Genomic DNA, 26295 nt, shown 5'->3' with positions numbered 1-26295 from the left:
GGAGCCCCCATGACCCCTGTCACAGGCGAGCCTTCCCCCACGGGCGAACCCTCGGCCGGCTGGATCGAAGGCCGAGAGCACGTGCTGCCGGTGCGCATCTATTATGAGGACACCGACTTCACCGGGGTGGTCTATCACGGCAACTATCTGCGCTATTTCGAACGGGGGCGGTCCGACTTCCTGCGGCTGGCCGGACTGCGCCACTCTGACCTGTTGGACCAGGAAAGCCCCAGCGCTTTCACCGTCGTGCGCATGGAGCTCGACTTCAAGGCGCCGGCCCGCATCGACGATGCCCTGCAGGTCCGCACCACCTATGACGCGGTGAAGGGGCCCAGGCTGTTCATCGGCCAGAGGATTGTCCGGGGGCAAACCCTGATCGCCCAGGCCGCAGTCCTGGCGGCCTGCATCGGCCTGGATGGGCGCCCAAAGAAGCCGCCACCGGGCATGACGACCCTGCTGGCGCCCTATTTTGCGGCCACCGACGCATCCTGAATCCGTAGCCGCCGGAAGGTTGGCGGCAAGATCGGGCCGATGACAGGCTTTGAGTAACCCTATTGTTGTTCCACTGCAGGGGGTAGGCGCGTGATCGTCACGATCGGGCGCCTTAAGTTTGCCACTGCAGCGTTTCACTTCAGCCAGGGGCGACCTCGCCCTGTCGAAAACGGAGCCCACATCGCATGGACCCCGCCGCCTACGGCACCTTGACCGCCGAGAGTTTCTCCATGGTCGCGCTGTTCATGCGCGCCGACTGGGTCATCAAGTCGGTGATGATCGGCCTGGTGCTGGCCTCCCTGTTCTCCTGGGCCGTCATTGTTGACAAGCTGCTGCGGTTCGCCGCCCTCAATCGCCACGCGGACCAGTTCGAGGACCAGGTGTCCTCAGGTCGGTCTCTGGAAGATATCGCCCAGGAGGCCGGTGAGCGCCCCCGCCAGGCCCTGCCCCGGATGCTGCAGTCGGCCCTTCGGGAATGGCGCGAGGCCCGCACCAAGGGCCTGGCCAGCGACAGCCAGGCTGGGTTCCTGATCCAGCGGATCGACCGGATGCTGGACGCAATCATCGCCCGGGAAAGCGCCCGGGTGGAGGAAGGCCTACCCCTGCTGGCCATCGTCGCCACCGCCTCGCCCTTTGTCGGCCTGTTCGGCACGGTCTGGGGAATCATGGACGCCTTCCAGGCCATCGCCATCCAACAGAACACCAACCTGACCGTGGTGGCACCGGCTATCGCTGAGGCCCTGTTCGCCACCGCCATTGGCCTGGCCGCAGCTATTCCGGCCTATGTGGCCTACAACAAGTTCTCGTCTGACGCGGCCCGCTACAGCGGGCGGCTGGAAGGGTTCGCCGACGATCTCGCCACCGCCATCCAGCGGCGCCTGAGCGATCGGGTCTGAGCCGATGGCCCTGTCCTCACACGATGCCTATTCAGCCGGGGGCGGCGGCGGACGCCGACGCCGGCGTTCAAGTCGCCGGGGCGCGCTCTCGGAAATCAATGTCACGCCCCTGGTGGACGTGATGCTAGTGCTGCTGATCGTGTTCATGATCTCTGCCCCCCTGCTGACCGTGGGTGTGCCGCTAGAGCTGCCGAAGACCGAGGCCAGCGCCATTCCTGACCAGTCTGAGCCGCTCACCGTATCGGTGCGTGCCGATGGGACGATCTACATCGGCGAAGAGGAGACCGCGTTCTCCAGCCTGTCGCCACGGCTGGTGGCCATGGCCGATGGGGCGACGGAGCGCCCGATCTATGTGCGCGCCGACGGGCGGACCAACTATGCCGTGGTCGCCCAGGTGATGGCCGCCCTGGCCAGCTCAGGCTTTACCTCCATCAATCTGCTCACCGAGACCGGCGGCCCATCTTCGGGCGCGGATCAAGCAGCGCGCTGAGGACAGCCCATGCGCGGCGAACGGTCGGACCTGAGCCCAGCCCTCCTGTTTTCGGCCCTGCTGCATGGGGGGGTGCTGGCTGCTGCCCTGGTGCCATGGCCGTGGGACCGGGAACTCAGGGTCGGGGCCGTCGTGCCGATCAATATCGTCAGCTCGATCCCCCAGAACCCGCGCCCCGCCGTGCAGGGGCCAGAAGATCTGGCCGCCCAGACCGAAACCCCCGAACCAGACGCGCCAATTGAGGCGCAGGTAGCCGAGCCCGAGCCCCAGCCGGTGCCCCAGCCGGTGCCTCAGCCTGTGCCGCAACCCGCTCCCAAGCCTGCGCCCAAGGCCCCGGCTCCGAAGCCTGCGCCGACGCCACCTCCCAAGCCCGCGCCGGCCCCGAAACCTGCCCCAAAGGCCCCCGCGCCGAAGCCAGCCCCGCAGGCACCGCCCAAGAAGGACAACGCCCTTGATCTGGACGCCCTGGCCTCGAGCCTGAAGGGGTCTCAGAGCTCATCGGCCACTCGGGGTGCCGCCCGGCCCGAGACCGCCACCCAGGCCCGGCCCACAACCGGCAGCGGCCTCACGGGGGCGGCCATGTCCGGGCTCTCAGAGGAACTCCAGCGCCGCTGGAACCCCAACTGCGAAGTCGAGGCCGCGCGCAATGTCCGGGTCCGCGTCACCTTCCGCCTGGGCAGCGATGGCCGGGTGGTGGGTGATGTCCGGGCCGGCGGCCAGGAAAACTCCACCGATCCGGTAACCCGGGCCGCCGCCGAACGGGCCATCCGTGCCGTCTTCAGCGCCGCCCCCTTCACCACCCTCCCCCGGGAATTCTATGGCGACCAGATCGCCGTGACCTTCAACGCCGCCCAGGCGTGCGCCGACAATTGAGGAGCAACTAGCCCATGCGACTGCGGACCCTGTTCGTCGCCCTGACAGCGGCCTTGCTGTCGGCCGGCGCCTTCACCAGCCCGGCCCGCGCCCAGATCGAGGTGGACGTCAACCGGGGGGACATTCAGCCCCTCCCCGTGGCCGTGCCCAGCTTTCGCGGCGATCGGGGCGCAGAGATCGCCCAGGTGATCACCAGCAATCTGGAACGCTCGGGCCTGTTCCGGCCCATCGATGAGGCGGCCTTCATCGAACGCGACCTGGACATCCGATTTCAGCCGAGATTCGCCGACTGGAAGACGATCAACGCCCAGGGCCTGGTGAACGGGGAGGTCACCGTCGACGGCACCGGCCGCCTGACCGTGAACTTCCGCCTGTGGGACGTGTTTGCCGAACAGCAGCTCCTGGGGATGCAGTTCACCTCGACCTCAGAAAACTGGCGCCGGGTGGCGCACAAAATCTCTGACGCCGTCTATGAGCGCCTAACCGGGGAGAAGGGCTATTTCGACACCCGGGTGGTGTTCGTCGCCGAGAGCGGGGGGCGGATCAACCGGATCAAGCGGCTGGCCATCATGGACCAGGACGGGGCCAATCCCAGCTACCTGACCGACGGCTCCTACATCGTCATGACGCCGCGCTTCTCCTCCACCAGCCAGGAGATCACCTATATGGCCCTGCGGCCTGAGGGGTCGTCGATCTACCTGTTCAACCTGGAAACCGGTCGCCGGGAGAGCCTGGGATCCTTCAACGGCATGGTGTTCGCCCCGCGCTTCTCCCACGACGGCAGCAAGGTGGCGTTCTCGGTTGAGCGCGGCGGCAACACCGATGTCCATGTGATGGACCTGCGCAGCCGGGCTTCCAGCCGCCTGACCTCCGACCCCTCCATCGACACCTCACCGTCCTTCTCCCCCGATGGTGGCCAGATCACCTTCAACTCTGACCGGGGGGGCAGTCCGCAGATCTATGTCATGAACGCTGACGGCTCCGGGGCCCGGCGGATCTCCTTCGGCACTGGGCGCTACATGACCCCGGTCTGGAGCCCCAGTGGAGAATTCATCGCCTTTACCAAGCAAGCCGGCGGGCAGTTCCACATCGGCGTCATGCGTCCGGACGGCTCAGGCGAGCGCCTTCTGACCACCAGCTATCTGGATGAAGGGCCCACCTGGGCACCCAATGGCCGAGTTCTCATGTTCACCCGGGAAACGCCCGGCGGCGCGGCGCGTTTGTGGTCGGTTGACGTCACTGGCCGGATCGTCCGACCGGCACCTTATCCGCAGTCAGGATCGGACCCGGCATGGTCTCCCTTGCTCAACTGATAAGTGAACACAGGAGCGCCGTGAATGTATTGTTGGCTTAGTCCAATGGCGTCATAAAGCTTGAGCATAATCCCTTTGTCTCTGGCGCTCGGTGCGCCGCCTGTGAGAACCGCTAAACAAGGAATGACCTGAAGATGACCACTGCTTCCCTCGCCAAGCGCACCGTTCAATTTGCGGTGATCGCTCTAGCCGCGGCTTCTGTCTCCGCCTGCGCTTCCCGGCCGAAGCCTACCCCGACGCCGACCCCTGGCCCGGGCCCGGCCCCCTATACTGAACCCGCGCCAGCGCCGGCCGTGAACCAGGGTCCGCTACCGGGCACCCGGCAGGACTTCACCATTAATGTCGGGGACCGGGTCTATTTCGACTTTGACTCCTATTCGGTCCGCGCTGACGCCGCCCCGGTTCTGGCCGCCCAGGCCGCCTGGCTGAACCGCTATCCGTCGGTCATGGTTCGCCTGGAAGGCAATGCCGACGAACGCGGCACCCGCGAGTACAACCTCGCCCTGGGTGCCCGCCGGGCCAACGCCGTGCGCGACTTCCTGGTCTCCCGCGGCGTGTCGTCCAGCCGGATCACCACGGTGTCCTACGGCAAGGAACGTCCGATCGATCCGGGCACCTCGGAAGACGCCTATCAGCGTAACCGGAACGCCCATACCGCGATCACCTCGGGTGCCAACTAGTACCTGAGACGACGCATCTGACGGCGAGAGGGGATCCCTTGGGGTCCCCTCTTTGCTGTGCGACCAAGGCCCCGGCCATTGGCACCGGGGCTGCGCCGGCCCATGGTGTGGCCTGCGCCGCAATTTCGGCTCTTCGGCAACATAGATGATCTGACCATGACCGCTCGCCGACGCTTCGCCCTGCCCGCCGCCCTCGCCCTATCCTTGAGCCTGTTGGCCCCGGCGACGGCCCCGACCCTGGCCCTGGCCCAGACTTCGATGGAAGACCCCCTCGATGTCCGTGACGCCCGTCGAGTTGAGCGGATGGAGAAGGTGGTGCGCGAACTCCGGGCCATCGTGTTCCAGGGCCGTGACACCGGCCGCCCGGTGGTGGTGCAGCCAGCAGAGACCGACTACCGCATCGAGGAGCTGAGCCGCAGGCTTGCGGATCTGGAAAGTGTCATCACCCGGCTGAACGGCCAGATCGAAACCACCAATTTCGAGCTCCGCCAGAGCCGGGACAAGACCGTCGCCCTGGAAGGCCAGCTGGCCGCCATGAACCAGAAGATCGCCGCCCTGGAGGTGTTCACGGGCGTCCCGCCGGCCTCTCAGGCCAGCGCACCGTCGAGTTTTGGAGCGCAGCCTCTCAACCCGCGCTCCGGTGGCTCGCCCCAGGCGGATTTCGACCGGGCCCGGGGCCTGATGCTCAGTGGCGACTATGATGGGGCCGAGGCGGCCTTTGAGGCGTTCGTCGCCACCCACACCAACACCGCCCAGACGGCCGAGGCCCATTACTGGCTCGGCAAGACCCTGGTGGTGCGCGGTGCCGACACCGAGGCCGCCACCGCCTTCATCGCCGCCATTCGCGGCTGGCCGACCACGGCCTGGGCACCCGATGGGGTTCTGGAGCTCTCCAGGTCCCTGATCGCCCTGAACCGCGCCAGCGAGGCCTGCCAGACCCTGGCGGAGCTGTCGCGGCGCTACCCCTCGGCGGCGCCCTCCATCCAGTCACGGGCCGCAGCGGCGCGCACCCAGGCCCGGTGCGGCTGACCCCGGAGTCTGCACCCTCGGCCGTCCATGCGGCCGCAGCGGCGCACTTCGAGGCCCGCCTCAGCAAGGCCTCCCCTGCGCCCCTGGCCGTGGCCTTCTCCGGCGGCGGCGACAGCCTGGCCCTTTTGCTGATCGCCCAGGCCTGGAGCCAGTCCCATGGGCGTCGCCTGATCGTGCTGCATGTGGATCATGGGCTACAGTCCATGGCGAAGGCCTGGGCGCGCCACTGCCAGGCCGTTGCAGAGCGGCTTGGCCTGCCCTTCGAAGGTCTGACCTGGACCGGCGACAAGCCCGATCAGGGGCTTCCAGCGGCGGCCCGGGACGCAAGGCATCGACTGTTGGCCCAGGCGGCCCGGCGCCATGGCGCCCGGGTGCTGTTGATGGGCCATACCGCCGACGACGGGCTGGAGGCCCAGCAGATGCGTCAGGACGGGGCAACGACCTCAGAGCCCCGGATCTGGTCCCCCAGCCCCGCCTGGCCCGAGGGACGTGACCTGTTCCTCCTGCGCCCCCTGTTGACCACCCGCCGGGCTGCCTTGCGCGCCATGCTGGAGCAGCAGCCCCTGAGCTGGATCGAAGACCCCGCCAATGAGAACCTGACCTTCGCCCGCGCCAGGGCACGGGCCAAGCTGGCGGAAGCCCCCCCAAGGCCGGCGTCGCCGCCTCCGTCGGCTGAACAGGACCTGGCACCCCTTGGCCAGCTGGCCCGTCATCATTGGGCCGGACTCCTCAGCTGGGATCGGGGACCATTGCAGACGGCCCACCGCGCGCCCCTGGCCAGATTGCTGTCCATCGCCTGCCTCTGCGCCGGGGGCGGAACCTCCCCGCCGCGTCGGGATGCCCTCGACCGTCTGGCCGACCAGGTCGCCGGACCAGACCCATTCACCGCCACCCTGGCCGGAGCGAGGATCGAAGCCGACTCACAGGCCATTACGATCCTGCGGGAGGCCGGCGAGGCGGCGCGGGGGGGCCTGGGCGAGATCGCGCTCTGCGCCAGCGCGCCAACCCTTTGGGACGGGCGGTTTGTGGTGACGACGACCGGGTCCGGAGAACGCATCGGAGCGCTCGCCGGGCGTATGGGGCGTCTGTCGAGCCTGGACCGAAGGCTGGTGCAGGCCCTGGTTCCAGCAGCCCGGCGGGCCCTGCCCGTGGTGATCAACGCCAATGATCAGGTCTGCCTGCAGCCGGAGCGGGGCGAGATCAGAAGCCTGGTTCAGGCCCGATTTGAGGCCGCAGCAGGCCTAGTGACCCGGGAGCCTGACGCCGGTACCTGAGGTCAGTCCCCGGTTTCGATGAGACCCCGGGCGGCCATAAGGCTGCGCTTGGACTCCGGGATGTTTGAGACCTGCGCCATCCGCACCCGGGGGGAGACCTGGGCGGCGGCGTCAAGGGGCAGGTCATCAGCCTGGGCGAACCGGCGGCCGAGGAAATAGAGCGGGTTCAGCGGCCGGTCATCACGGTCGCGGATTTCGAAGTGCAGATGGGGACCGCTGGAGACCCCCGTGGAGCCGACCTCACCCAGGGGCGTTCCGGCCTTCAGGCGATGCCCCCGACGAAGACCAGGCACCACGGCGCCCAGATGGGCATAGCGGGTGACCAATCCCCCGGCGTGGGTGATTTCCACCATACGGCCATAGCCCGGCCAAAGGCCTGCACGGCTAACCACCCCATCGGCGGCGGCCAGAACCGGCTCGCCGAACGGCGCGGCGATGTCCACTCCCGCGTGCAACCGGCCATGGGTCTCCCACGGCATCTGGCGCAGGCCAAAGGGCGAGTTGATCATGTGGTTCGGCAGGGGGGACTGAAAGGCGACGAACACCCGCGCCGGCGGCGGCGGCGTGAATGTCGCCTCAGGCTCAGGCCTGGCCTCAGGGCGTGGGAGGGCGGCATGGGCCAAGGTGATAGCGCTGAGGGCCAGGACGGCCCCAAAGAGCATGACGCCCAGGCGTTGCAGGCCGCCCTCCGGGGCGATGGCGGTCTCAGACAAAGGCACGTCCCGACTGTTCTATCGGCAGTACGGTCCTGACCCCACAAGGCCCTGACCTGCGCGGCAGGTCATAGGCGGCAGGGGTTAATGAATGTTCGAGACATCAACACCCAATGCAACAGCGACAATTAGGCGCGGTCAGCCTGTTTAAGCTCTCTTTACCATGAGGCAGCGTGACAGCGCCTAGAGGGACTTCAGAATACCTTCGACCATCTTCTTGGCGTCACCAAACAGCATCATGGTGTTGTCCCGGAAGAACAGTTCGTTGTCGACGCCTGCATAGCCTGAGCTCATGCCCCGTTTCACGAACAGCACAGTCCGCGCCTTTTCCACGTCCAGGATCGGCATGCCGTAGATGGCCGAGGTCGGATCGGTCTTGGCCGCGGGATTGGTCACGTCATTGGCCCCGATGACAAAGGCCACGTCGGCGGTAGAGAACTCCGAATTGATGTCCTCGAGCTCGAAGACCTCGTCATAGGAAACCTGGGCCTCGGCCAGCAGCACGTTCATATGGCCGGGCATGCGGCCCGCCACCGGGTGAATGGCGTACTTCACCTCGACCCCTTCGGCCTTCAGCACATCCCCCATTTCACGCAGGGCATGCTGGGCCTGGGAAACGGCCATGCCGTAGCCGGGTACGATGATGACCTTGCTGGCGTTCTTCATGATGAAGGCCGCATCCTCAGCCGAGCCTTGCTTGACCGGCCGGGTTTCCACGTGGCCCCCGGCTGCAGCGGCGGAATCATCGGCACCAAAGCCCCCGAGGATCACCGAGACGAAGGACCGGTTCATCCCCTTGCACATGATGTAGGACAGGATCGCCCCGGACGAGCCCACCAGGGCCCCGGTGATGATCAGGGTGGTGTTTTCCAGGGTGAAGCCCAGGGCTGCGGCCGCCCAGCCGGAATAGGAATTCAGCATCGACACCACGACGGGCATGTCGGCACCGCCAATGGGGATGATCAGGGTGATGCCGATCAGCAGGGCCAGGGCGAAGATGCCCCAGAAGGCCCAGACGGCTGCGCCGCCACTGACCACGAGGATCACCATCAGAGCCACGATGCCGGCCGCAATGGCCAGGTTGAGCAGATGCCGGGCCGGCAGCAGGATCGGCGCACCGCTCATATTGCCGTTCAGCTTGGCAAAGGCGATCACCGAGCCGGTGAAGGTCACCGCTCCGATGGCCAGGCCGAGCGACAGCTCGATCAGGGAGATCAGCGAGATCGCCCCGGCCACACCAATGCCGTAGGCTTCTGGGGTATAGATCGCCGCCACCGCCACCAGACAGGCGGCGAGACCGACCAGGCTGTGGAAGGCGGCCACCAGCTGGGGCATCGAGGTCATCGGCACCTTGCGGGCGATCACCGCGCCGATGCCACCACCGATGGCCACGCCCCCCAGGATCAAGGCCAGGGTCAGGACGTCCAGGGCACCTTGGCCCAGCAAGGTGGCCATGACCGTGCCCACGGCGATGGCCATGCCGATCATGCCGTTGCGGTTGCCGGCACGGCTGGTCTCGGGACTGGAAAGTCCGCGCAGGGCCAGGATGAAGAGCACCCCGGAAACGAGGTAGAGAATGGCCGCGAGATTGGCGTTCATGGTTAGCCCCCTAAAGCCCGGCTCTACTTCTGCTTCTTCTTGTACATGGCGAGCATGCGCTGGGTGACCAGGAAGCCGCCGAAGATGTTCACCGCCGCAAGGGCCGCCGCCAGGGCACCTGCGCCCTTGGAGATCATGACACTGCCGCTGAGCCCATCACCGTCCACCCCCTGGGCTGCGGCGGCCAGCAGGGCGCCGACGATGATCACCGAGGAAATGGCGTTGGTCACCGCCATCAGGGGCGTGTGCAAGGCCGGCGTCACACTCCAGACCACGTAGTAGCCCACGAAGATGGCGAGCACGAAGATCGCCAGACGGAAGACGGTGGGATCGACGGATTCCATGGGGGTCATCCTCTCTTGATCAGGGTCAGCGGGCCAGGGCGGGGTGAACCACCGCGCCCCCCTGGGTCACCAGGGCGGCCTTGAGGATCTCGTCCTCGAAGTCGGGGGCGAAGGCGCCGTCCTTGTTCAGGAACAGACCGGCGAAGGCGAAGAGATTGCGCGCATAGAGGGCCGAGGCATCCGCAGCGATCCGGCCAGGCAGGTTGGCGTAGCCAACGATCTTGACCCCGCCGGTCTCAGACACCTCGCCCGCCACCACACCCTCCACATTGCCCCCCTGCTCCACGGCCAGGTCGACGATGACCGAACCCGGGCGCATCGAAGCGGCCTGGGCGGCGCTGACCAGGCGCGGGGCCGGGCGGCCCGGGATCAGGGCGGTGGTGATGACGATGTCCTGTTTGCGGATATGCTCGGACACCAGGGCTGCCTGCTTGGCCTGGTATTCGGCGCTCATCTCCTTAGCGTAGCCCGCAGCCGTCTCGGCGGCCTTGAATTCCTCGTCCTCGACGGCGACGAACTTGGCGCCCAGGCTCTCCACCTGCTCCTTGGCGGCGGGCCGTACATCGGTGGCGGTGACGACTGCCCCTAGACGCCGGGCCGTGGCAATGGCCTGCAGCCCCGCAACACCAGCCCCCATGACGAAGACCTTGGCGGCGGCCACGGTGCCGGCGGCGGTCATCATCATCGGCAAAACCTTGCCATAGGCATGTGTCGCCTCAAGCACGGCGCGATAGCCGGCGAGGTTGGCCTGGGAGGACAGCACGTCCATCACCTGGGCCCGGGTGATCCGCGGGACGAACTCCATGGAAAAGGCGCTGATCCCTTGGGCCGCCAGGGCTTCGAGGGTGGCCTTGTCCTGGTGGGGATTGAGCATGCCGACCACGATGGCCCCGGCCTTAAGCCCGGCGATCTCAGGGGCCGTGGGGCCGCGCACCTTGAACAGAATCTCGGCCTTGCCCAGGACAGCGGCCAGATCACCAAGCTCAGCACCAGCCGCCGCATAGTCTGCGTCCGGATAATACGAGGACGCGCCGGCACCGGACTCCACAATCACGCTGAACCCGGAGGCGATGAGCTTCTTTGCTGTGTCGGGCGTCAAGGCGACGCGGGTTTCCGCGTCGCGGCGTTCCTTGGTGACGGCGATAACGGCCATGGTCGAGGTCCCCCCGGGGCGTAAAAGCCGGCGGACCTTAGGGATGTCAGTGGGTCCTTGTCCAGAAATCCATCAGGGATCGCCGAACAGATGTTTGAATTGAGCCTGTACGCGCCCTGCAAGCATGACGACGCCGCCGGCTCCCAACGAGAGCCGGCGGCGACTTTCGTCTGCCCTAGGTCGAGGTCTAGTGGGCCTGGTCGGGCTTATCGCGCAGCAGCACGATGCCGACCACGGTGGTCACCACCGCCGAGATCAGACCGGCCATGAAGCCAAGCGGCGTGCAGAACCACACCGTGAACAGCAGGAGGAAGGCGGTGATGGCCAGGGAGCCCCACTTGGTCATGCCCATGAACAGGTCATAGGTGGCCAGTTGCTCCTGGATCTCCATTTCGCCGCGCGTGTAGTCGGAAGCCTGTTCGCCCATGGCGGCCGGGTCTCTCTCTTACGGAACCTGATAGTTTGTGGTGCTACACGAGAGCGCGCGCCGGCTCAAGCCGGCCAGACCTTCAGCAGCGCACGCAGCGCCGCCACCAAGGCCAGGGGCTGATCGACCATCACGTGATGGTTGGCATTGGGAATGGCGATCTCGATCATGTCGGCCGGCAGCGGATTGGGTCGACCGTCCTGGCGCCGGGCGATGACCTGAGACTGCTCCCCGTGCAGATGCGCCACCGGCACCTCGACCCTGGGCGGTCCCTCAGTGACGAGCGCGGTCATGGCGCTGCGGTCGAGCTTGTTCCACATGGCCGGATCGAACATCCAGGTCCAACCCTCGCCCGATCCATCCTCCAGGGGCGCGCGCTTCAGGGATTTGCGCGCGATGAAGTCGGCAACAAACAGGTTTCCAGCGGCTTGGGGCGGCATGAAGCGGAACCGGCTGAGCGCCTGTTCCAGAGTCGCATAGACCCGCTTGGGGCGGTCTGGGGTGGGGATGTTGCGCACCTGCTCCATGCGGCGCTCCATCTCTTCGCGCGCCTGGGGCGGCGGACCGCCAAAGCCGGTGTCCACCAGAACCGCAGCCGCCATCCGTTCGGGATGACGACTGGCGGCATAGAACACCTGCGAGCCCCCGAACGAGTGGCCGATATAGATGGGCTTACGACCACCCTCATATAGCCCCGTCGCCTTGGCCACCGCCTCGGCGTCCTCGGCGAAATCCTGGAAGGCGTAGGTTTCCCGCCAGTCCGAAGCCCCCATGCCGGCCAGGGACATGGAGGCGACACGGTAGTCCTCGGCCAGATAGGGGGCGATGAAGCTCCACCAGTCGGCGTGCGCGCTATTGCCATGCACCAAAAGCAGACCCGGCTTGCCCACCTGGCCCCAGGTCAGCACCTCGATCTGAGTGCCCAGAGATGTGACGAAGCTGCGCTCCGGTGCCTGGGCAATGGCATCATCGAACCAGGCCGGCGTGGGCGGCTTTTCGCCCTTGAAGGGGGCCAGGGGCGCTTGGACTTCCGGAGGAAGTTCACCAGGCTTAGACGGGACCGGGCGGTCATCCTCAAATTCGGCGGCGGCCACGGCGGGGGGGGGCTTGGTTTGATCGGTCATGGGGTCAGGCCTGTCGCGCCTGGCGATCGCCAGGGGTGCGCTTGATGTTGCGAAGGCCCTTGAACACGCCCGAGCCGGTCATCAGGAGACGGTCTGCGCACCAGATCTTGCCGCGGACCGTAAAAATGTCGTCCTGCTCGGAAATAATTTCACTGCCGCCTTCCACCCAGTCGCCCATCTGGGCGCCGGAGAGAAAGTCGGTGGTCAGGCGTACCGTGACCCAGCCGATCTCCCGCTGATTGGAGATCACCCGGCCCCAGGCCATATCGGCGAAGCTCATCAGCATGCCGCCATGGCAGTTGTTCATGCCGTTGGCGTGGTGCTCTTCCACCCGGAAGGCCATGATCTCGTTGTTGGCTTCGTCCCGCTTGGAATAAAACGGGCCGACGGTCCGGCCAAAGCCACGCTGCCACAGGTTGATCACATAGCCGTCCGGAACGACGGCGGCCTGCAGGGGAGTCAGATCATCGGACATACTCCGCTGACTAACGCCCGTTTGAAAAATGACAAGCCTTCGGGCGAGATTCGCCGCGAGAAGCCTCTCGATCAGACGAGAGCCTCGAACTCGTCCACCAGCCGCTCCATCTGCGTCATGCCCGCCGCCCAGAAGGCCTTTTCCCGAGGGTTGAGGCCGAAGGGGGCCAGAGCCTCCACATAGGTCTTGGAGCCGCCAGCAGCGAGCAGGTCCTCATAAAGCGGGGCAAACCCCGTGGGGTCCTCCCGGCGCTTTTCCATCAGGCCCCGCACCAGAAGGTCGCCGAAGGCATAGGCGTAGACATAGAAGGGCGCGTGCACGAAGTGGCTGACATAGGCCCAGTAGTGCTCATAGCCGGAGTTCAGCTTGATGGCGGGGCCAAGGCTTTCCCCCATCACCTCCATCCAGATGGATGAGATCTGGTCGGTGGACACCTCCCCCTGCAGACGGGCGGCATGGAAGCGGGTCTCGAACTTGTGGAAGGCGATCTGCCGGACCACCGTGTTCAGGCCATCCTCGATCTTGCCCGCCAGCAGACCGCGACGCTCCTCCTTGCTGGCATTGGCCATCAGGCGCTCGAACACCAGGCCCTCGCCGAAGATGGAGGCCGTCTCGGCCAGCGTCAGGGGTGTGTCGGCCAGAAGGGTGCCGAGCGGCGCACAGAGGGTCTGGTGCACCGCGTGGCCCAGCTCATGGGCCAGGGTGAGCACGTCCCGCCGCTCGCCCATATAGTTCATGAACACATAGGGGTGCCGGTCGGCGCTCACCGGATGGGAATAGGCCCCCGACTGTTTGCCGGCCCGGGGACGGGCGTCGATCCAGGGCTGGGTGAAGAACGTCTTGGCGGTGTCGGCAAACCGGGGCGCCAGGGCCTGGAAAGACTCCAGAACCATGTCCTGGGCCTGGGGCCAGCTGTAGGTCCGGGGCGGAGCCGCATCCAGAGGGGCGTTGCGGTCCCAGTAATCCAGGCGCTTGCGGCCCATGACCTTGGCCTTCAGGGCGTAATAGCGATGGCTGACGGCGGGATAGGCGTCGGTCACGGCTTCCACCAGGGCCTCGACGGCGTCGGCGTCAACCTCATTGCCCAGATGGCGCGATGAGGCCGGCTGGGGATACTTCCGCCAGCGGTCATCCACCTGCTTTTCATAGGCCAAGGTGTTGAGGCACAGCGCCAGGGTGGAGGTCCGCGCCTCCAGGGCCTTGGCCAGACCCTGCGCGGCCTGCTTGCGGCGGGCGCTATCGGGGTCCGATAGGCGGTTCAGGGTCTCCGGCAGGGTCAGGGTCTCAGGCCCCACCTTGGCCGTGAGCTTGGCCAGGGTCTCGTCATAGAGCCGCATCCAGTTGGCGACCCCAGGACCCCGGTCGATCATCAGCCGCTCAAGCTCGGCGCTCAGCTCATGGGGCCGCGACAGGCGCACCCGGCGCAGCCAGGGCAACCAGCGCTGCGCCGGGGCATGGGCGGCCAGGGCAGCGGCCAGCTCGCCCTCGTCCAGCTGGTTGATCTCCAGGGTGAAGAACAGGGTCTCGGCCCCGATCATCGCGGCCTTGGTGCGGAAATCCCCCTCGAACTTCGCCCAGGCCGGATTGTCCCGGGCCGTGCTGGACGACAGGGAGGCATAGGCCCCGACCCCGTAGAGGGCATTGGTTCCGACCTCATAGAGCGCGATGGTCTCGTCCAGACGTTGGCCCAGCACCTGTGGCTCAGCCCGCGCGGCGACCAGCAGGCCCTTATAGGTCAGCAGATCGGCGGCGGCCTTGCGGGCCCGGTCGAGGTCGGCCTCGATCTTCGGGTCATCGCGCCCGGCATAGAGGTCATCGAGGCGCCATTCGGGCAGGGTGTCGGTTTTCAGCGGTGCGTTCATACCGCCGATCTAAGCACGCCCTGCCCGCGCTGCCACCCCTAACTCCCGGTCTTGGCTGCAAGGCTCACCGAACCCTTGCGCGCCTCGGTCAGCACATAGGCGCGGATGTTCTCGGCTTCGGCCGGTGACAGGAAGCGGGAGAAGCTGGCCATCCCCCGGGGGGCCAGGGCCCCATCCAGGACGACCGAAGACCAGTTGTCGGCCGACAGCAGCATCTGCGAGCGCTTCAGATCCGGCAGGAATCGCCCAGAGGCGTTGGATCCGTGGCAGACCTGACAATATTGCTGATAGCTGGAGAAGCCGGCGGTCGCATTCCCCCTGGAGCTGATGCCCGTCAGGTCGAGCGGCTCGACCTGCGGCAGGTCATAAGCCGGCGTCGTCGCCTTGCCGCCCAGCTTAAAGACCAGCAGCCGGCCGGGCAGACGCGAACGGTCGGGCAGCAGGGCCGGGGAGGACAGGGCCCCAGCACCGCCATAACCCACCATCAGGGCCACATACTGCTCGCCGTCGATCTCATAGGTCGAGGGCGGTGCGATGACCCCGTTCACCGTCTCATAGGACCAGAGCTTGGCACCGGTGGCCGCGTCATAGGCCGAGAAGGTTCCCTCAGCCGCCCCCTGGAACACCAGACCGCCTGCGGTGGTGAGAACGCCGGCGTTCCAGAAGAAGGGGTGCTCCACGGTCCAGCGGGCCTTCTGGGCCACTGGATCCCAGGCGATCAGCTGACCCTTCACCATCGCCTTCAGACCCGCCAGCTGGGCGGCGTCGTCGGGCAGGGCGTTGACCAGGAAGTCTGTGCCGATGTTCCAGGCCCCGGGCTCGTGACGATAGTTGGCGTCGTTCATGTAGGCGAAGGGCACCACCTGGGCCGGGATGTAGACCAGTCCGGTCTGCGGATTGAAGGCCATGGGATGCCAGTTGTGGGCTCCGAAGGGTGCCGGAATCTGCAGGGACGGGGCGTCGCGGTAGCGGGCACCCGGCGCCTCGATCGGACGACCTGTGGTCTTGTCGACGCCAGTGGCCCAGTTGATCGGCACGAAGGGCTCAGCGGAAATCAGCTCGCCGGTGGCCCGGTCCAGAACATAGAAGAAGCCGTTCTTGGGCGCCTGCATCAGCACCTGACGGGATTTACCCTCGATGGTCAGGTCCGACAGGATCATATGCTGGGTCGCGGTATAGTCCCAGCTCTCGCCCGGCGTGGTCTGATAGTGCCAGACATAGGCACCGGTGTCGGGTTTCAGCGCCAGGATCGAGGAGACAAACAGGTTGTCCCCCTTCCCGTCCGAGCGCTTCTCGTGGTTCCAGGGGGTGCCGTTGCCGACACCCACATAGAGCAAGTCGAGCTTGGGGTCATAGGCCATGGAGTCCCAGACCGTGGCCCCGCCGCCGGTGGCCTTCCAGCCCTCTCCGAACCAGGTGCCAGCCGCCTTTTCCGCCAGGATGGCGTCCGAGGCCGCCCCGTCCGGCTTACCGTCAGGATTGGGCGCGGTGTAGAATCGCCAGGCCATGGCGCCGGTCTCAGCATCGTAGGCCGACAGATAGCCGCGCACCCCGTACTCTGCGCCGCCATTGCCGATCAGCACCTTGCCCTTGATGACCCGAGGGGCACCGGTGATGGTGTAGGGCTTGGCGGTGTCTGTGGTCTGAACCGACCAGGCTTCGGTGCCGGTGTCGGCGTCCAGGGCGATGAGCCGGCCGTCGAGGGCCGCCACATAGACCTTGCCGCCCCAGACCGCGACCCCGCGATTGACCACGTCACAGCAGGCGTCGAAGGCCTTTTCCCCGGCCACCTTGGGGTCATAGGACCATTTGAGCGCCCCGGTGCTGGCGTCAAAAGCATAGACCTTGGACCACGCCGTGGTGGTGTAGAGCACCCCGTCCTTGACGATCGGCGTGGCTTCCTGACCTCGGTCGGTATCGAACTCATAGGACCAGGCCAGGCCCAGTTCCCCCACCGATTTGGTGTTGATCTGAGTCAGGGGGCTGAACCGTTGCTCGGAATAGGACCGGCCGTAGGACAGCCATTCGGCATTGCCCTCGGCGGCCTCCATTCGGGCCTGATCCACAGGCCTCGATCCGCCGGCGTCCTGGCAGGCGGCGAGCAGGCTGGCGCACGCCAGGGCGATGAGTGTGACTTTGAGTTTCATGGCGGCCCTCCCCGGCCCGGCCGCGTTTCCCGGCCCTTGGCGCGTACTATGGCCTTCTGGCCCACCCAGACAATGCCCGTATTCGGGCCTAGTCGTCGGCAGGTCTCGCCTTTGCGGGGCGCGGCCCGCGGTCAGCGAAGGCCGCCACCAGGACCACGACCAGGAAGGCTGCAATGGCCGACACCCCCGTCCCGACAGGGTCCCCGTCGCTGGGCAGGAGCATGGCGGTGATCTGCAGGGCCACCAGAAAGCCGATGAAGGCTGGAGCGGCGATGGGCCCCAGACCTTGGCGTCCCCGGCTCCAGGCCCAGGCGGCGCCCGCCATGGCGATCAGGCCGATCTCCACCGCCTGCTCGGGGACCGGATAATTCCAGAGGCTCAGCCCCACCTTGGGCCCACCGAACCACAGGGCCAGATCGGGCCTATGGACCAGGAAATCCAGCAGCCAGTGAGAGAACACCACCGCGCCGATCATCACCGCCACAGCCCAGGGCAGCCGAAGGACCAGACGGGCGGCCAGGGTGCCCAGGATCGACCATCCCACCGCTGAGGGCAGGGCGTGGGTATAGGGCATATGCTCCAGCACCAGGACACTGCCCGGCAGGTCAGGATTGACGGAGAAGCGTTCGACGCCGGTGATGATCAAGGCACCCCAGCCGATATCCACAGCCTGGGCGGCCAGGACATAGGCCCAGAGCGGCCCACGCGGCTCGACCGCCTTGGCAGCGATCGCGGCGGCATAATGCCCGACGAACATGACCCGTCCCTCCCCTTTGCAGGGTCAGAAGGGACCTCACAGGGGCTCTGGTCAAGCCGGCGCCGTTAACCCCCGACTCAGCTTTGCGAAACCCCGCCTTTACCGGCGACCTGTATCAATCCGTGACAAATGAGCCCCGTCCGAAGAGGCGGGCGTCCGGTACAGGTGGTGTCTTCAAATGCCCAAGACGGTTCTTGTCGTCGATGATGATCCGACCCAGCGCAGGCTGATCCAGGCTGTTCTGGAGCGCGAAGGCTTCGCCGTGGCCCACGCAGAGTCCGGCGACGCCGCCATCAGCCATCTGATGGCCGGTGCCAAGGTCGACGTCATCCTGCTGGACCTGGTGATGCCCCGCATGTCGGGTCACGAGACCCTGGTGGAGATGCGCGCCCGCGACTTCCATCAGCCGGTGATTGTGGTCACCGCACAGGGCAGCATCGACACTGTCGTCCAGGCCATGCAGGCCGGTGCCTGTGATTTCTTCGTCAAGCCCGCCAGCCCTGAGCGGATCATCGTCTCGATCCGCAACGCGCTCTCCATGGGCGACCTGCGCGGCGAGGTCGACCGGCTCAAGAAGCACAAGACCGGCCGGTTCACCTTTGCCGACATGGTGGGCGGCTCTGCCCCCATGATGCTGGTCAAGCGCATGGGCGAGCGGGCGGCCAAGTCGACCATCCCGATTCTGATCACCGGCGAAAGCGGCGTCGGCAAGGAAGTCATCGCCCGCGCCCTGCATGGCTCCTCGGACCGGTCCGGCAAGCCCTTCGTCGCCGTCAACTGCGGTGCCCTACCGGAAAACCTGGTGGAATCCATCCTGTTCGGCCACGAAAAGGGCAGCTTCACCGGCGCCACGGACAAACACCTGGGCAAGTTCCAGGAGGCCAATGGCGGCACCCTGTTCCTGGATGAGGTGGGCGAGCTCCCCCTGGACATGCAGGTCAAGCTGCTGCGCGCCCTGCAGGAGAGCGAGATCGACCCGGTGGGCGCCAAGCGCTCGGTAAAGGTCGATGTCCGGATTGTCTCGGCCACCAACCGCGACCTGTCCCTGGCCGTGGCTGAGGGGCGGTTCCGCGAGGACCTGTTCTATCGCCTCAACGTCTTCCCCATCGAGGCACCCTCCCTGCGCGAGCGCAAGGATGACATCCCGGCCCTGGTGGAGCACTTCATCCGCCGCTTCAATGTTGAGGAAGGCAAGAAGGTCGTCGGCTGCGCGCCGGAAACCCTGCAGCACCTGCTGGCCCACAGCTGGCCCGGCAATGTCCGTCAGCTGGAAAACGCCGTCTATCGCGCCATCGTGCTGTCTGACTCCCCCTATCTGCAGCCCTTTGACTTCCCGGCCATCTCCGGGGCGGTCGCGCCGGTCCCCCAAAGCGTTCCCGAGCCGAGCCAGGCCACAGTCATTTCACCGGAAGCCGCAAGGCAGCTCATGGCTGAACTGCCCAAGGACGCCCCGGTGCGGATCCTCGATGAACGCGGACATCTGCGCACGCTGGAAGAGATCGAGCGGGACCTGATCCAGCTGGCCATTGAGATCTATGCCGGCCACATGAGCGAGGTCGCCCGGCGCCTGGGGATTGGCCGCTCCACCCTCTATCGCAAGGTCCGCGAACAGGGCCTGGACGGCATCATCGGTGGCGGGGAAGACGGCGAGACCGAAGCCGCCTGAGGGCGCTCTGCCCTTTGCGCGTCAGCGAAAGAAAGTTGGGACACGAAGGACTCAAAGGAAGCGAAGGACACAGAGGCCTCTTCGTGGCCTTTGTGCCTTCTACCTGTCCTTTGTGTCCCTCTTTGAACTGCGGCTGCGGCGAGCAAGACCTCGGACCTAGTCCTCTGCCTCACGCTGTTTGCGGGCGAAGCCGCGCCGGACCATGGGCTTTTTCTCGCCCTTGGCCTTGGCCGAAATTTCCTTGAGCTTGCGATGCTGCAGAGCAGACAGGGCCTGGCCTGGTGCGCCCTTTTCCGGGTCGCCGAAAGCCCGGCCATAGGTCTTGACCCGGTCCTCTACCGAACCCAGAAATTCGCCTTCCCATTCGGAGAGCTCAACGCCTGTGCGCGCGGCTTCCCGCCTCGCGCGCTTGAGCGCGTTCAGCGCCGCCCGCTTGGCCTGGGCCCTCGGATCTGGCGGGGCCTTCTTCAAATCTCTCCGAGCGCCGAAAGATAGAGGTCGAGGATCGCCTCCTCCTCCTGTCGCTTGGCGCGGTCCTGTTTGCGCAGGCGGACCACCTTGCGCAGCACCTTCACATCAAAGCCGTTGCCCTTGGCCTCGGCGAAGACTTCCTTGATCTGCTCGGCGACCTCGGCCTTTTCCAGCTCCAGGCGCTCGATCCGCTCAATGATGCTCTTCAGCTGCCCCTGGGCGGTGGTGTTGAGAATGTCGATGTGGGCGCTGTCGTCAGCCATGGGAAACGCGTCTTCCGAGTCGAGGGTGGTTTGAAGCGGCGGACCCTACCGCGCATCTGCGCCGAACGAAATCCGTCAGAGCAGCCCGTGGGCCTCAAGCGCCGGGCGTAGGGCGTCCGGGTCAGTGAAGTGGTGGGTCTGCAGGCCGAACGCCTGGGCTGCAGCAATGTTGGCAGCGCTGTCGTCCACAAAGAGGATGTCGCCGGCGGCGTGACTGAAGCGCGCGCAGGCGATGGCGTAGATGCGTGGATCGGGCTTGATCAGTTTTTCTTCGGCAGAGACCACATAGCCCTCAAGACGGGCAAACGCCGGGCTCATGGCGATCACCCCGTCGAACACCTCGTGGGACATGTTGGTCAGGCCAAACTGCGGCACGCCGCGCTGGTGCAGGGCCTCGATGGCGGCCTCGGTCTGCGGGATGGTTCCGGAGAACATCTCCCACCAGCGGGTTTCCCAAGCCTCGATCTGCGGCGCGTACTCCGGATACTGCACGATCAGGCCCTTGCGGTTTTCCGCGAAGGTGACACCCAGATCGTGGTTCACATGCCAGACCATGGTGCAGACATGCGAAAGGAACCGGTCCAGTTCGGCCGGCTCCTGGAATATTTTCGCATACAGCGTCCGCGGGTCCCAGCGGACCACCACATTGCCGATATCCCAGAGGACTGCCTTAGCCATCCCCGGGTGCCGGCCGTGCTTAGCCCTGCTTGGCTTTGAAGCGCGGGTCCGTCTTGTTGATGACGTAGACCACGCCCTTGCGGCGAACGAGCTTGCAGTCGCGGTGACGCGTCTTCAGCGACTTCAGCGAGCTTCTGACCTTCATGAGCTTGTCTTCGCGCGTCGCCGCGCGCCGTCCTTCAGAGGGTTACCAACAGAGCCGGCGCATATACGGGTCGGACCCCAAGGAGTCAACGGGGGCCCCGGTGCCGGCGCTCGACGCGCTTGCAGGAGGGCACCAAAGGCGCGAGGCTTCTCCCATAAGAATTAAGTCATGGGAGGATCATTCATTATGTCAGCGACCATAAATCCGAACGGGACCCTGAAGGGCAAGACCGCCCTGGTCACCGGTGCCAGCCGGGGTATCGGCGAGGCGATCGCCGCCCGACTGGCCATGGAGGGCGCCAAGGTCGTCGTCTCGGCCCGGACAGCCCAGGAGGGCGAGAGCCGCCTGCCCGGCACCCTGGCCCACACGGTAGAGCGCCTGAAAGCCGCCGGTGCCGAAGCGGTTCTGGTCAAGGCCGACCTCGCCCAGGCCTCCGAACGCGAGCGGCTGGTAGAGGAGGCGCAAGACGCCTTCGGCAGTATCGACATCCTGATCAACAACGCCGCCATCACCTATTTCATGCCGGTGCAGGACTTCACCGAGAAGCGCTTCAAGCTAATGATGGAGGTGCAAGTCTATGCCCCCTTCCATCTGGCTCAGCTGGTCATGCCCGGCATGCGGGCCAAGGGCTGGGGCTCGATCGTCAACATCTCTTCGCCCGCAGGCATCCATCCCAAACAGCCCTATGGCGGCGGGCGCGGCGGCACGGTCTATGGCCTGTGCAAGGCGGCTCTGGAGCGGTTCACCACCGGGCTGGCGTCCGAGGTCCAGGCAGATGGGATTGCGGTCAATGTGGTCTCCCCTGGCCTGGTGGACACCCCTGGTGTCGCCGTGCACGGCCTGATCAACGAACAGACCAAGGACCGGGTGCAGCCCATCGAGTTCATCGCTGAGGCGGTTTACCAGTTGGCCAAGGCCGATCCCAAGACCATGACCGGCCGGGTGGACTATGCCGAGCCCCTGCTGAAGGAGCTGGGCATCAAGCCGTCCGAACTGGTCTAGGTACCCTCGGCGAGGGGCCTGCGAGAAGGGCCTGGAAGGCTGGCCAAAACGGCGCTTCCAGGCCCTTTTTTCATGCCGTTTGGGGGCGGAATTGACCAGTTTCAAGTGGGATAGAGGGCGATCGCCCTGGAGCCATTCGGCGATATCCACCTGACGCGATCTGGGTGGTCTTTCGTGGCTCTTTAGTCCTAGAGCGATTGAGGCGGCGGCCTATGCGCCCTATGGTCGGCGGATGGATCGTCGCTCTTTCCTTGTTCTGCTCGTGGCCGGTTGCGCCGACCCAGCTACCGGCCTTGCGCCGCAGCTGGCCCTGGCACCCGCCACCCCGACGCCCCATAACCCAGAGCCAGTGGTAAGACTGGCACCCTCCGGCAGCCCGACCTTCGATACCTGGCTGCGGAGCTTCTACATCAAGGCCGTGCGGGCTGGCATGCCCGCAGAGCTGCTGGACCGTGAGCTGGCGGGGCTGACCCCCAATGACCGGATTTCCGCCCTCGATTCCCGCCAGCCAGAGTTTTCCCGTCCGGTCAGCGACTATATCCGCGGGGTCGTTAGCGAGGATCGCATCGCCATCGGCCGCCGCCGTCGGGACGCCCTGGCGACCCTGTCCCAGATTGAGGCTCGGCACGGGGTCCCCCGGGACGTCCTGGTGGCCATCTGGGGCCTGGAATCGGGCTTTGGCGCCATCCTCGGCGACTTTGACGTGATCCGCTCCATGGCCACCCTGGCGGCGGACGGGCGGCGGCAGGCCTTTGCCGAAGACCAGTTGATGGCCGCCCTGAAGATGATCGGGTCGGGGGAGTTTACCCGCTCGCGGCTGGTGGGCTCCTGGGCCGGTGCCATGGGCCAGACCCAGTTCATTCCCACCACCTTCATGACCACCGCCATTGACGGGGATGGGGATGGGCGGCGAGACCTTTGGGGGTCGTCCACCGACGCCCTGGCCTCGGCCGCCAACCTGTTGGCCAAGGCCGGCTGGCGCCGGGGGGAAAGCTGGCACCGGGAAGTCACCGTCCCGGCGGGGTTCGACTACAGCCTCACCGAAGGGCCCCGCGAGATTCCGGCCTGGTGGGCCGAGCGGGGAGTTCGCGCCGCCGATGGCCGGCCCTTCTCTGCGGCCGATCAACAGGCACCGGCCGAGCTGATCGCCCCCTCAGGCGCGGGCGGGCCCCTGTTCCTGGTGTTCCACAACCACTTCATGATCCGGCGGTACAACAACTCCACCGCCTACGCCCTGGGGGTCGGGCTGCTGGCCCAGCGGCTTTCCGGCGAGGGCATGCTGGTTCGGGACTGGCCGCAGGAAACCCCGTTGGCGCTCACCGACCGCAGCGACGCGCAGCAGGCCCTGGCCCGCCTGGGCTTTGATCCCGGTGCTCCCGACGGCATTGTCGGGATCAACACCCGCAAGGCCCTGCGGGCCTACCAGGCCAGCCGAGGCCTGATAGCGGACGGCTACCTGTCCCTGGAGATGGTCCGCCGCCTGCGGGCCGAGGCCACAGCCCAGCCCTGAGGGCGGCTCACCCCGTGCGGCCTATTGCCCGGACTCGTCGCGGCGGTCGAGGGTGGCCTGGGCCGCATCGGCCCGGGTGGCCGGCGTAGGGTCAGCGTTGCGCAGCTGGGGACTGCGGAAGGCATAGTAGAACAGTCCGGCCATGATCGCGGCGTTCAGCGCAAACGGGGCCCACGGGATAAGCTGGTAGAGCCAGACAAAGAACGGCGCCAGGACCACATTGACCCCGTTGACGGCGGCGATGGCACCGGCGACGCGGGCCTGTTCGCCCATGTTGACGGCGAGGGACGAGCCGGCCGTGAAGCCCGGTCGGGCGAAGCCGAAGCCCAGGCTGGAAATGGCGTATCCTGCCACCACCGACCAGTAGTCGGGGGAAAAGGCGACGATCACATTGCCCAGGGCCGCCACCGCCACCCCCCAACGCAGCAGCTGGCGAGGCGTCATCTCGAACATCCGGATGATGCCCCACTGGGCCAGCAGCCCAGCCATGGCGCCAAACATCATGGCGATGGCGATGAAGCCCTGAGCCGCCGCCGGCGACAGGGCGAGCTTGTCGATAATCAGGAACCCCAGGGTCTGACCCTGGGCGGTCTGGCAGGCCGAGACCAGGAAGCCGTAGATCAGGAAGGGCGTGATGCGGGGATCGCGCCACATGGGGGTCTGCTTGATGTCGGGATTGGCCTTGCGGGTCTCCGCCTCGGCGTCGGTTCGCGCCCGGGTCTCGGCGGCGAAGGGGCTTTCCGGCAGATAGCGGTAGACGATGAACAGCATCACCGCCGCGATGAGGGCGAAGCCGAACAGGGGGCCAGAGAGCCCCAGAAACGGCAGGATCAGCAGGGGGGCCAGAAAGGGGCCGATAACGGTGCCCAGACCAAAGGCACCTGCCAGACTGGACATGGCCTGGGTGCGTTTTTCAGGCGCCGTGTGCTCGGCCACATAGGCCTGAGTGGCCGGATTTGAGGCGGCGCCAAACAGGCCAAACAGCGCCCTGGCGAACAGGAAGAACACGAAGATCACCATGGGCGTGGCCCAATGGCGCAGCCCCGCATTCACCACCAGGCCACAGCAGATCATCGAGACCATGAACCCGCTGAGCCCGACCAGCATCAGCGGCTTTCGCCCATAACGGTCCGAGGCCCGCGCCCACAGCGGCGAGGAAAACGCCCAAAGCAGTGCCGACAGGGAGAACACCGCCGCCACCAGGGGATCGGGAATGCCGATCGATCGCCCAATGGCCGGCAGAACTGAGATCAGCCCCGTATTTCCCATGGCCGTCGCCAGAGACACCCCGAAGATGATCGCAAACGAGCGTTTGGGCAGATCCACGGGCGGGGGCGATGAAGTGGACATGTGACCGCTGTTAATGCGGGCCGTACGGCGGTGCAATTAGGTTCGCCGCACACCGGGCATTAAGCATTAACCCCGATGCTCCGCCGGGAATAGACGGGGACCCGTAGGCGTCATGTTTCAGATCATCGGCATCATCCTGCTGTTCGGCATGGTGTTCGGCAGCTACCTGTGGGCCGGCGGGAAGATGGGGATCATCCTCTATGCTCTGCCCTACGAGCTGATGGCCATCCTTGGCGCTGCAATCGCCGCCTTCCTGATCGCCAACTCCATGGGGGTCATCAAGGCGGTTTTTGGCGGTATCGCCAAGGCCTTCGCCGGACCGAAGTGGAAGGCGTCAGACTATCGCGACCTGCTGTCGCTGCTCTTCCTGCTGACCAAGACGATGAAGTCCAAGGGCGTCATCGCCCTGGAAAGTCACATCGAGAACCCTGGTGAGAGCACCATCTTCTCCCGCTATCCGAAGATCACCAAGGACCACTTCGCCGTGGACTTTATCTGCGACACCCTGCGGATGATGACCATGAACCTGGAGGATCCCCACCAGGTCGAAGACGCCATGGAAAAGCAGCTCGAAAAGCACCACCACGAAGCCCTGGCGCCGGCCCACGCCCTTCAGAACATGGCCGATGGCCTGCCCGCCCTGGGCATCGTCGCCGCCGTGCTCGGGGTCATCAAGACCATGGGCTCGATCACCGAGCCGCCGGAGGTCTTGGGGGGCATGATCGGCGGCGCCCTGGTGGGCACCTTCCTCGGGGTGTTCATGGCCTACGGGATGGTCGGTCCCCTGGCCGCGCGACTCAATGCCGTGGTCGAGGAAGAAGGCGCCTTCTACAAAATCATCCAGGCCGTTCTGGTCGCCCACCTGCATGGCAATGCCGCCCAGATCTCCGTCGAGATTGGTCGTGGGAACGTGCCATCGGCCTCCCAGCCGAGCTTCCTGGAGCTGGAAGAAGCCCTCTCGGCCATCCCCGCCGAAGGCTAGGTCTGAACCGTTGGGTGCCCCAGAGCCCCTAGAATGAGTGACATGGTGGGGATTGGGTAAAAAAGTGATCACGGCGGCGTGATTTGCCCCTTGCCCCCGGACCCCACACCGGCATATTCCTGTGCTGCGCAGTGTTGCTGAAGCTTCGGCCCTTCGGGTCCGGGGAATAGGCGCGCCAGGCGCAATCAACCTCCATTCCAGGGGACCAGGGACATGACCTCCGAAATTCTTCGCAAGCTGCTCGTGGCCGGCGCTGCCGTCGCCGCCCTCTCCGTCGCCGCCTGCGGCCAGCCCGCCGAAACCGCCGACGAAGCCGCCGCTGAAGCCACCACCGAAGCCGCGACCGCCGAAGCTGCCGCCGACACGGCCGTTGACGCCGCCGCGACCGCTGAAGTCGCTGCTGACGCCGCTGGTGAAGCTGCTGCCGACGCCATGGCTCCCGCGGCTGACGCCGCTGCTGCTCCGGCTGCAGCCCCGGCTCAGTAAGCCATTTAAAAGCGCTTCGGCGTTTTTGATGAAGGGCCGTCCTCCGGGGCGGCCCTTTTGCTATGGGCGGTGTCCTAAACGTCCGCAGACAAGC

The 26295-nt window shown here is 66.1% G+C and carries 28 protein-coding genes; 13 read left to right on the top strand and 15 right to left on the bottom strand.

All coding sequences use genetic code 11. From position 1 onward, the window contains the following. The first annotated feature begins 9 nt into the window (after positions 1–9). The 8 genes from MH112_RS14780 to tilS all read left to right on the top strand — a co-directional run bounded on the left by MH112_RS14780 (position 10) and on the right by tilS (position 7047). Complete coding sequence (locus MH112_RS14780) at positions 10–492, top strand: YbgC/FadM family acyl-CoA thioesterase (protein ID WP_296569301.1); 483 nt, start codon at positions 10–12, stop codon at positions 490–492. Positions 493–677: 185 nt separating this feature from the next. Continuing rightward, positions 678–1388, top strand: coding sequence for a protein TolQ (gene tolQ / locus MH112_RS14775; RefSeq protein WP_296569298.1), 711 nt, complete (start codon positions 678–680; stop codon positions 1386–1388). A gap of 4 nt (positions 1389–1392) precedes the next feature. Further along, entirely contained in the window at positions 1393–1878 is a 486-nt protein-coding gene (locus tag MH112_RS14770) for a biopolymer transporter ExbD (protein WP_296569295.1), read from the top strand. Positions 1879–1887: 9 nt separating this feature from the next. Further along, positions 1888–2751, top strand: a complete 864-nt coding sequence (locus MH112_RS14765) for an energy transducer TonB (RefSeq protein ID WP_296569292.1) — start codon at positions 1888–1890, stop codon at positions 2749–2751. A gap of 14 nt (positions 2752–2765) precedes the next feature. Next, on the top strand, positions 2766–4064 hold the full coding sequence (gene tolB, locus MH112_RS14760) for a Tol-Pal system beta propeller repeat protein TolB (protein WP_296569290.1): 1299 nt from the start codon (positions 2766–2768) through the stop codon (positions 4062–4064). Positions 4065–4198: 134 nt separating this feature from the next. Then, positions 4199–4744 (top strand): peptidoglycan-associated lipoprotein Pal, encoded by a 546-nt coding sequence (gene pal, locus MH112_RS14755; protein ID WP_296569285.1) that lies wholly within the window; start codon positions 4199–4201, stop codon positions 4742–4744. A 156-nt stretch (positions 4745–4900) separates the two neighbouring features. Further along, a complete protein-coding gene (gene ybgF / locus MH112_RS14750; protein ID WP_296569281.1) occupies positions 4901–5773 on the top strand; it encodes a tol-pal system protein YbgF in 873 nt (290 codons plus the stop codon). Next, positions 5764–7047, top strand: coding sequence for a tRNA lysidine(34) synthetase TilS (gene tilS / locus MH112_RS14745; RefSeq protein WP_296569278.1), 1284 nt, complete (start codon positions 5764–5766; stop codon positions 7045–7047). Before ybgF ends, tilS begins: the two co-directional genes overlap by 10 nt. Before the next feature lie 2 nt (positions 7048–7049). Here tilS and MH112_RS14740 read toward each other — a convergent pair whose 3' ends face one another. The 10 genes from MH112_RS14740 to MH112_RS14695 all read right to left on the bottom strand — a co-directional run bounded on the left by MH112_RS14740 (position 7050) and on the right by MH112_RS14695 (position 17648). Further along, positions 7050–7760 carry a M23 family metallopeptidase gene (locus MH112_RS14740; RefSeq protein WP_296569276.1) on the bottom strand — a complete coding sequence of 237 codons (711 nt, stop codon included), beginning with the start codon at positions 7758–7760 and terminating at the stop codon, positions 7050–7052. A 183-nt stretch (positions 7761–7943) separates the two neighbouring features. After that, the gene (locus MH112_RS14735; protein WP_296569271.1) at positions 7944–9359 is read right to left on the bottom strand and encodes an NAD(P)(+) transhydrogenase (Re/Si-specific) subunit beta; all 1416 of its coding nucleotides are present in this window, start codon (positions 9357–9359) and stop codon (positions 7944–7946) included. 23 nt (positions 9360–9382) lie between these two features. Beyond that, complete coding sequence (locus MH112_RS14730) at positions 9383–9703, bottom strand: proton-translocating transhydrogenase family protein (RefSeq protein WP_296569270.1); 321 nt, start codon at positions 9701–9703, stop codon at positions 9383–9385. A gap of 25 nt (positions 9704–9728) precedes the next feature. Next, positions 9729–10856, bottom strand: coding sequence for a Re/Si-specific NAD(P)(+) transhydrogenase subunit alpha (locus tag MH112_RS14725; protein WP_296569267.1), 1128 nt, complete (start codon positions 10854–10856; stop codon positions 9729–9731). Positions 10857–11043: 187 nt separating this feature from the next. Continuing rightward, positions 11044–11283, bottom strand: a complete 240-nt coding sequence (locus tag MH112_RS14720; RefSeq protein ID WP_296569264.1) for an aa3-type cytochrome c oxidase subunit IV — start codon at positions 11281–11283, stop codon at positions 11044–11046. 65 nt (positions 11284–11348) lie between these two features. Beyond that, a complete protein-coding gene (locus MH112_RS14715; protein WP_296569262.1) occupies positions 11349–12407 on the bottom strand; it encodes an alpha/beta hydrolase in 1059 nt (352 codons plus the stop codon). Between the two features lie 4 nt (positions 12408–12411). Continuing rightward, on the bottom strand, positions 12412–12882 hold the full coding sequence (locus MH112_RS14710; RefSeq protein WP_296569260.1) for a PaaI family thioesterase: 471 nt from the start codon (positions 12880–12882) through the stop codon (positions 12412–12414). Between the two features lie 71 nt (positions 12883–12953). Continuing rightward, positions 12954–14744, bottom strand: a complete 1791-nt coding sequence (locus MH112_RS14705) for a M3 family oligoendopeptidase (RefSeq protein ID WP_296569258.1) — start codon at positions 14742–14744, stop codon at positions 12954–12956. Positions 14745–14782: 38 nt separating this feature from the next. Beyond that, positions 14783–16891, bottom strand: coding sequence for a PQQ-dependent dehydrogenase, methanol/ethanol family (locus tag MH112_RS14700; protein WP_296569255.1), 2109 nt, complete (start codon positions 16889–16891; stop codon positions 14783–14785). A gap of 88 nt (positions 16892–16979) precedes the next feature. After that, positions 16980–17648 carry a hypothetical protein gene (locus MH112_RS14695; RefSeq protein ID WP_296569252.1) on the bottom strand — a complete coding sequence of 223 codons (669 nt, stop codon included), beginning with the start codon at positions 17646–17648 and terminating at the stop codon, positions 16980–16982. 178 nt (positions 17649–17826) lie between these two features. Here MH112_RS14695 and MH112_RS14690 point away from each other — a divergent pair, with 178 nt between their 5' ends. After that, positions 17827–19314 (top strand): sigma-54 dependent transcriptional regulator, encoded by a 1488-nt coding sequence (locus MH112_RS14690; protein WP_296569249.1) that lies wholly within the window; start codon positions 17827–17829, stop codon positions 19312–19314. 156 nt (positions 19315–19470) lie between these two features. Here MH112_RS14690 and MH112_RS14685 read toward each other — a convergent pair whose 3' ends face one another. From MH112_RS14685 to ykgO, 4 genes are all read right to left on the bottom strand, one after another. Then, positions 19471–19785 (bottom strand): hypothetical protein, encoded by a 315-nt coding sequence (locus tag MH112_RS14685; RefSeq protein WP_296569246.1) that lies wholly within the window; start codon positions 19783–19785, stop codon positions 19471–19473. Beyond that, a complete protein-coding gene (locus tag MH112_RS14680; protein WP_296569242.1) occupies positions 19782–20048 on the bottom strand; it encodes a DUF2312 domain-containing protein in 267 nt (88 codons plus the stop codon). The genes MH112_RS14685 and MH112_RS14680 overlap by 4 nt, the downstream gene beginning before the upstream one ends. Positions 20049–20123: 75 nt before the next feature. Continuing rightward, positions 20124–20726, bottom strand: coding sequence for an HAD-IA family hydrolase (locus MH112_RS14675; protein WP_296569240.1), 603 nt, complete (start codon positions 20724–20726; stop codon positions 20124–20126). Positions 20727–20745: 19 nt separating this feature from the next. Beyond that, complete coding sequence (gene ykgO / locus MH112_RS14670) at positions 20746–20871, bottom strand: type B 50S ribosomal protein L36 (RefSeq protein WP_056023006.1); 126 nt, start codon at positions 20869–20871, stop codon at positions 20746–20748. Between the two features lie 186 nt (positions 20872–21057). Here ykgO and MH112_RS14665 point away from each other — a divergent pair, with 186 nt between their 5' ends. Further along, on the top strand, positions 21058–21873 hold the full coding sequence (locus MH112_RS14665; protein ID WP_296569237.1) for an SDR family NAD(P)-dependent oxidoreductase: 816 nt from the start codon (positions 21058–21060) through the stop codon (positions 21871–21873). A 232-nt stretch (positions 21874–22105) separates the two neighbouring features. Continuing rightward, positions 22106–23383, top strand: a complete 1278-nt coding sequence (locus MH112_RS14660) for a lytic murein transglycosylase (protein WP_296569234.1) — start codon at positions 22106–22108, stop codon at positions 23381–23383. Positions 23384–23404: 21 nt separating this feature from the next. On the opposite strand, the gene MH112_RS14655 is transcribed toward MH112_RS14660, so the two are convergent. Continuing rightward, complete coding sequence (locus MH112_RS14655) at positions 23405–24733, bottom strand: MFS transporter (RefSeq protein ID WP_296569232.1); 1329 nt, start codon at positions 24731–24733, stop codon at positions 23405–23407. Positions 24734–24845: 112 nt separating this feature from the next. Here MH112_RS14655 and motA point away from each other — a divergent pair, with 112 nt between their 5' ends. Both motA and MH112_RS14645 read left to right on the top strand, forming a co-directional pair. Continuing rightward, on the top strand, positions 24846–25715 hold the full coding sequence (gene motA, locus MH112_RS14650) for a flagellar motor stator protein MotA (RefSeq protein WP_296569230.1): 870 nt from the start codon (positions 24846–24848) through the stop codon (positions 25713–25715). Positions 25716–25928: 213 nt separating this feature from the next. Next, a complete protein-coding gene (locus MH112_RS14645) occupies positions 25929–26201 on the top strand; it encodes a hypothetical protein (protein ID WP_296569228.1) in 273 nt (90 codons plus the stop codon). Positions 26202–26295: the final 94 nt, after the last annotated feature.

It is taken from the genome of Phenylobacterium sp. (assembly GCF_022402485.1).
Lineage (GTDB): Bacteria > Pseudomonadota > Alphaproteobacteria > Caulobacterales > Caulobacteraceae > Phenylobacterium.
This window is presented reverse-complemented; position numbering and strand designations above follow the sequence as displayed.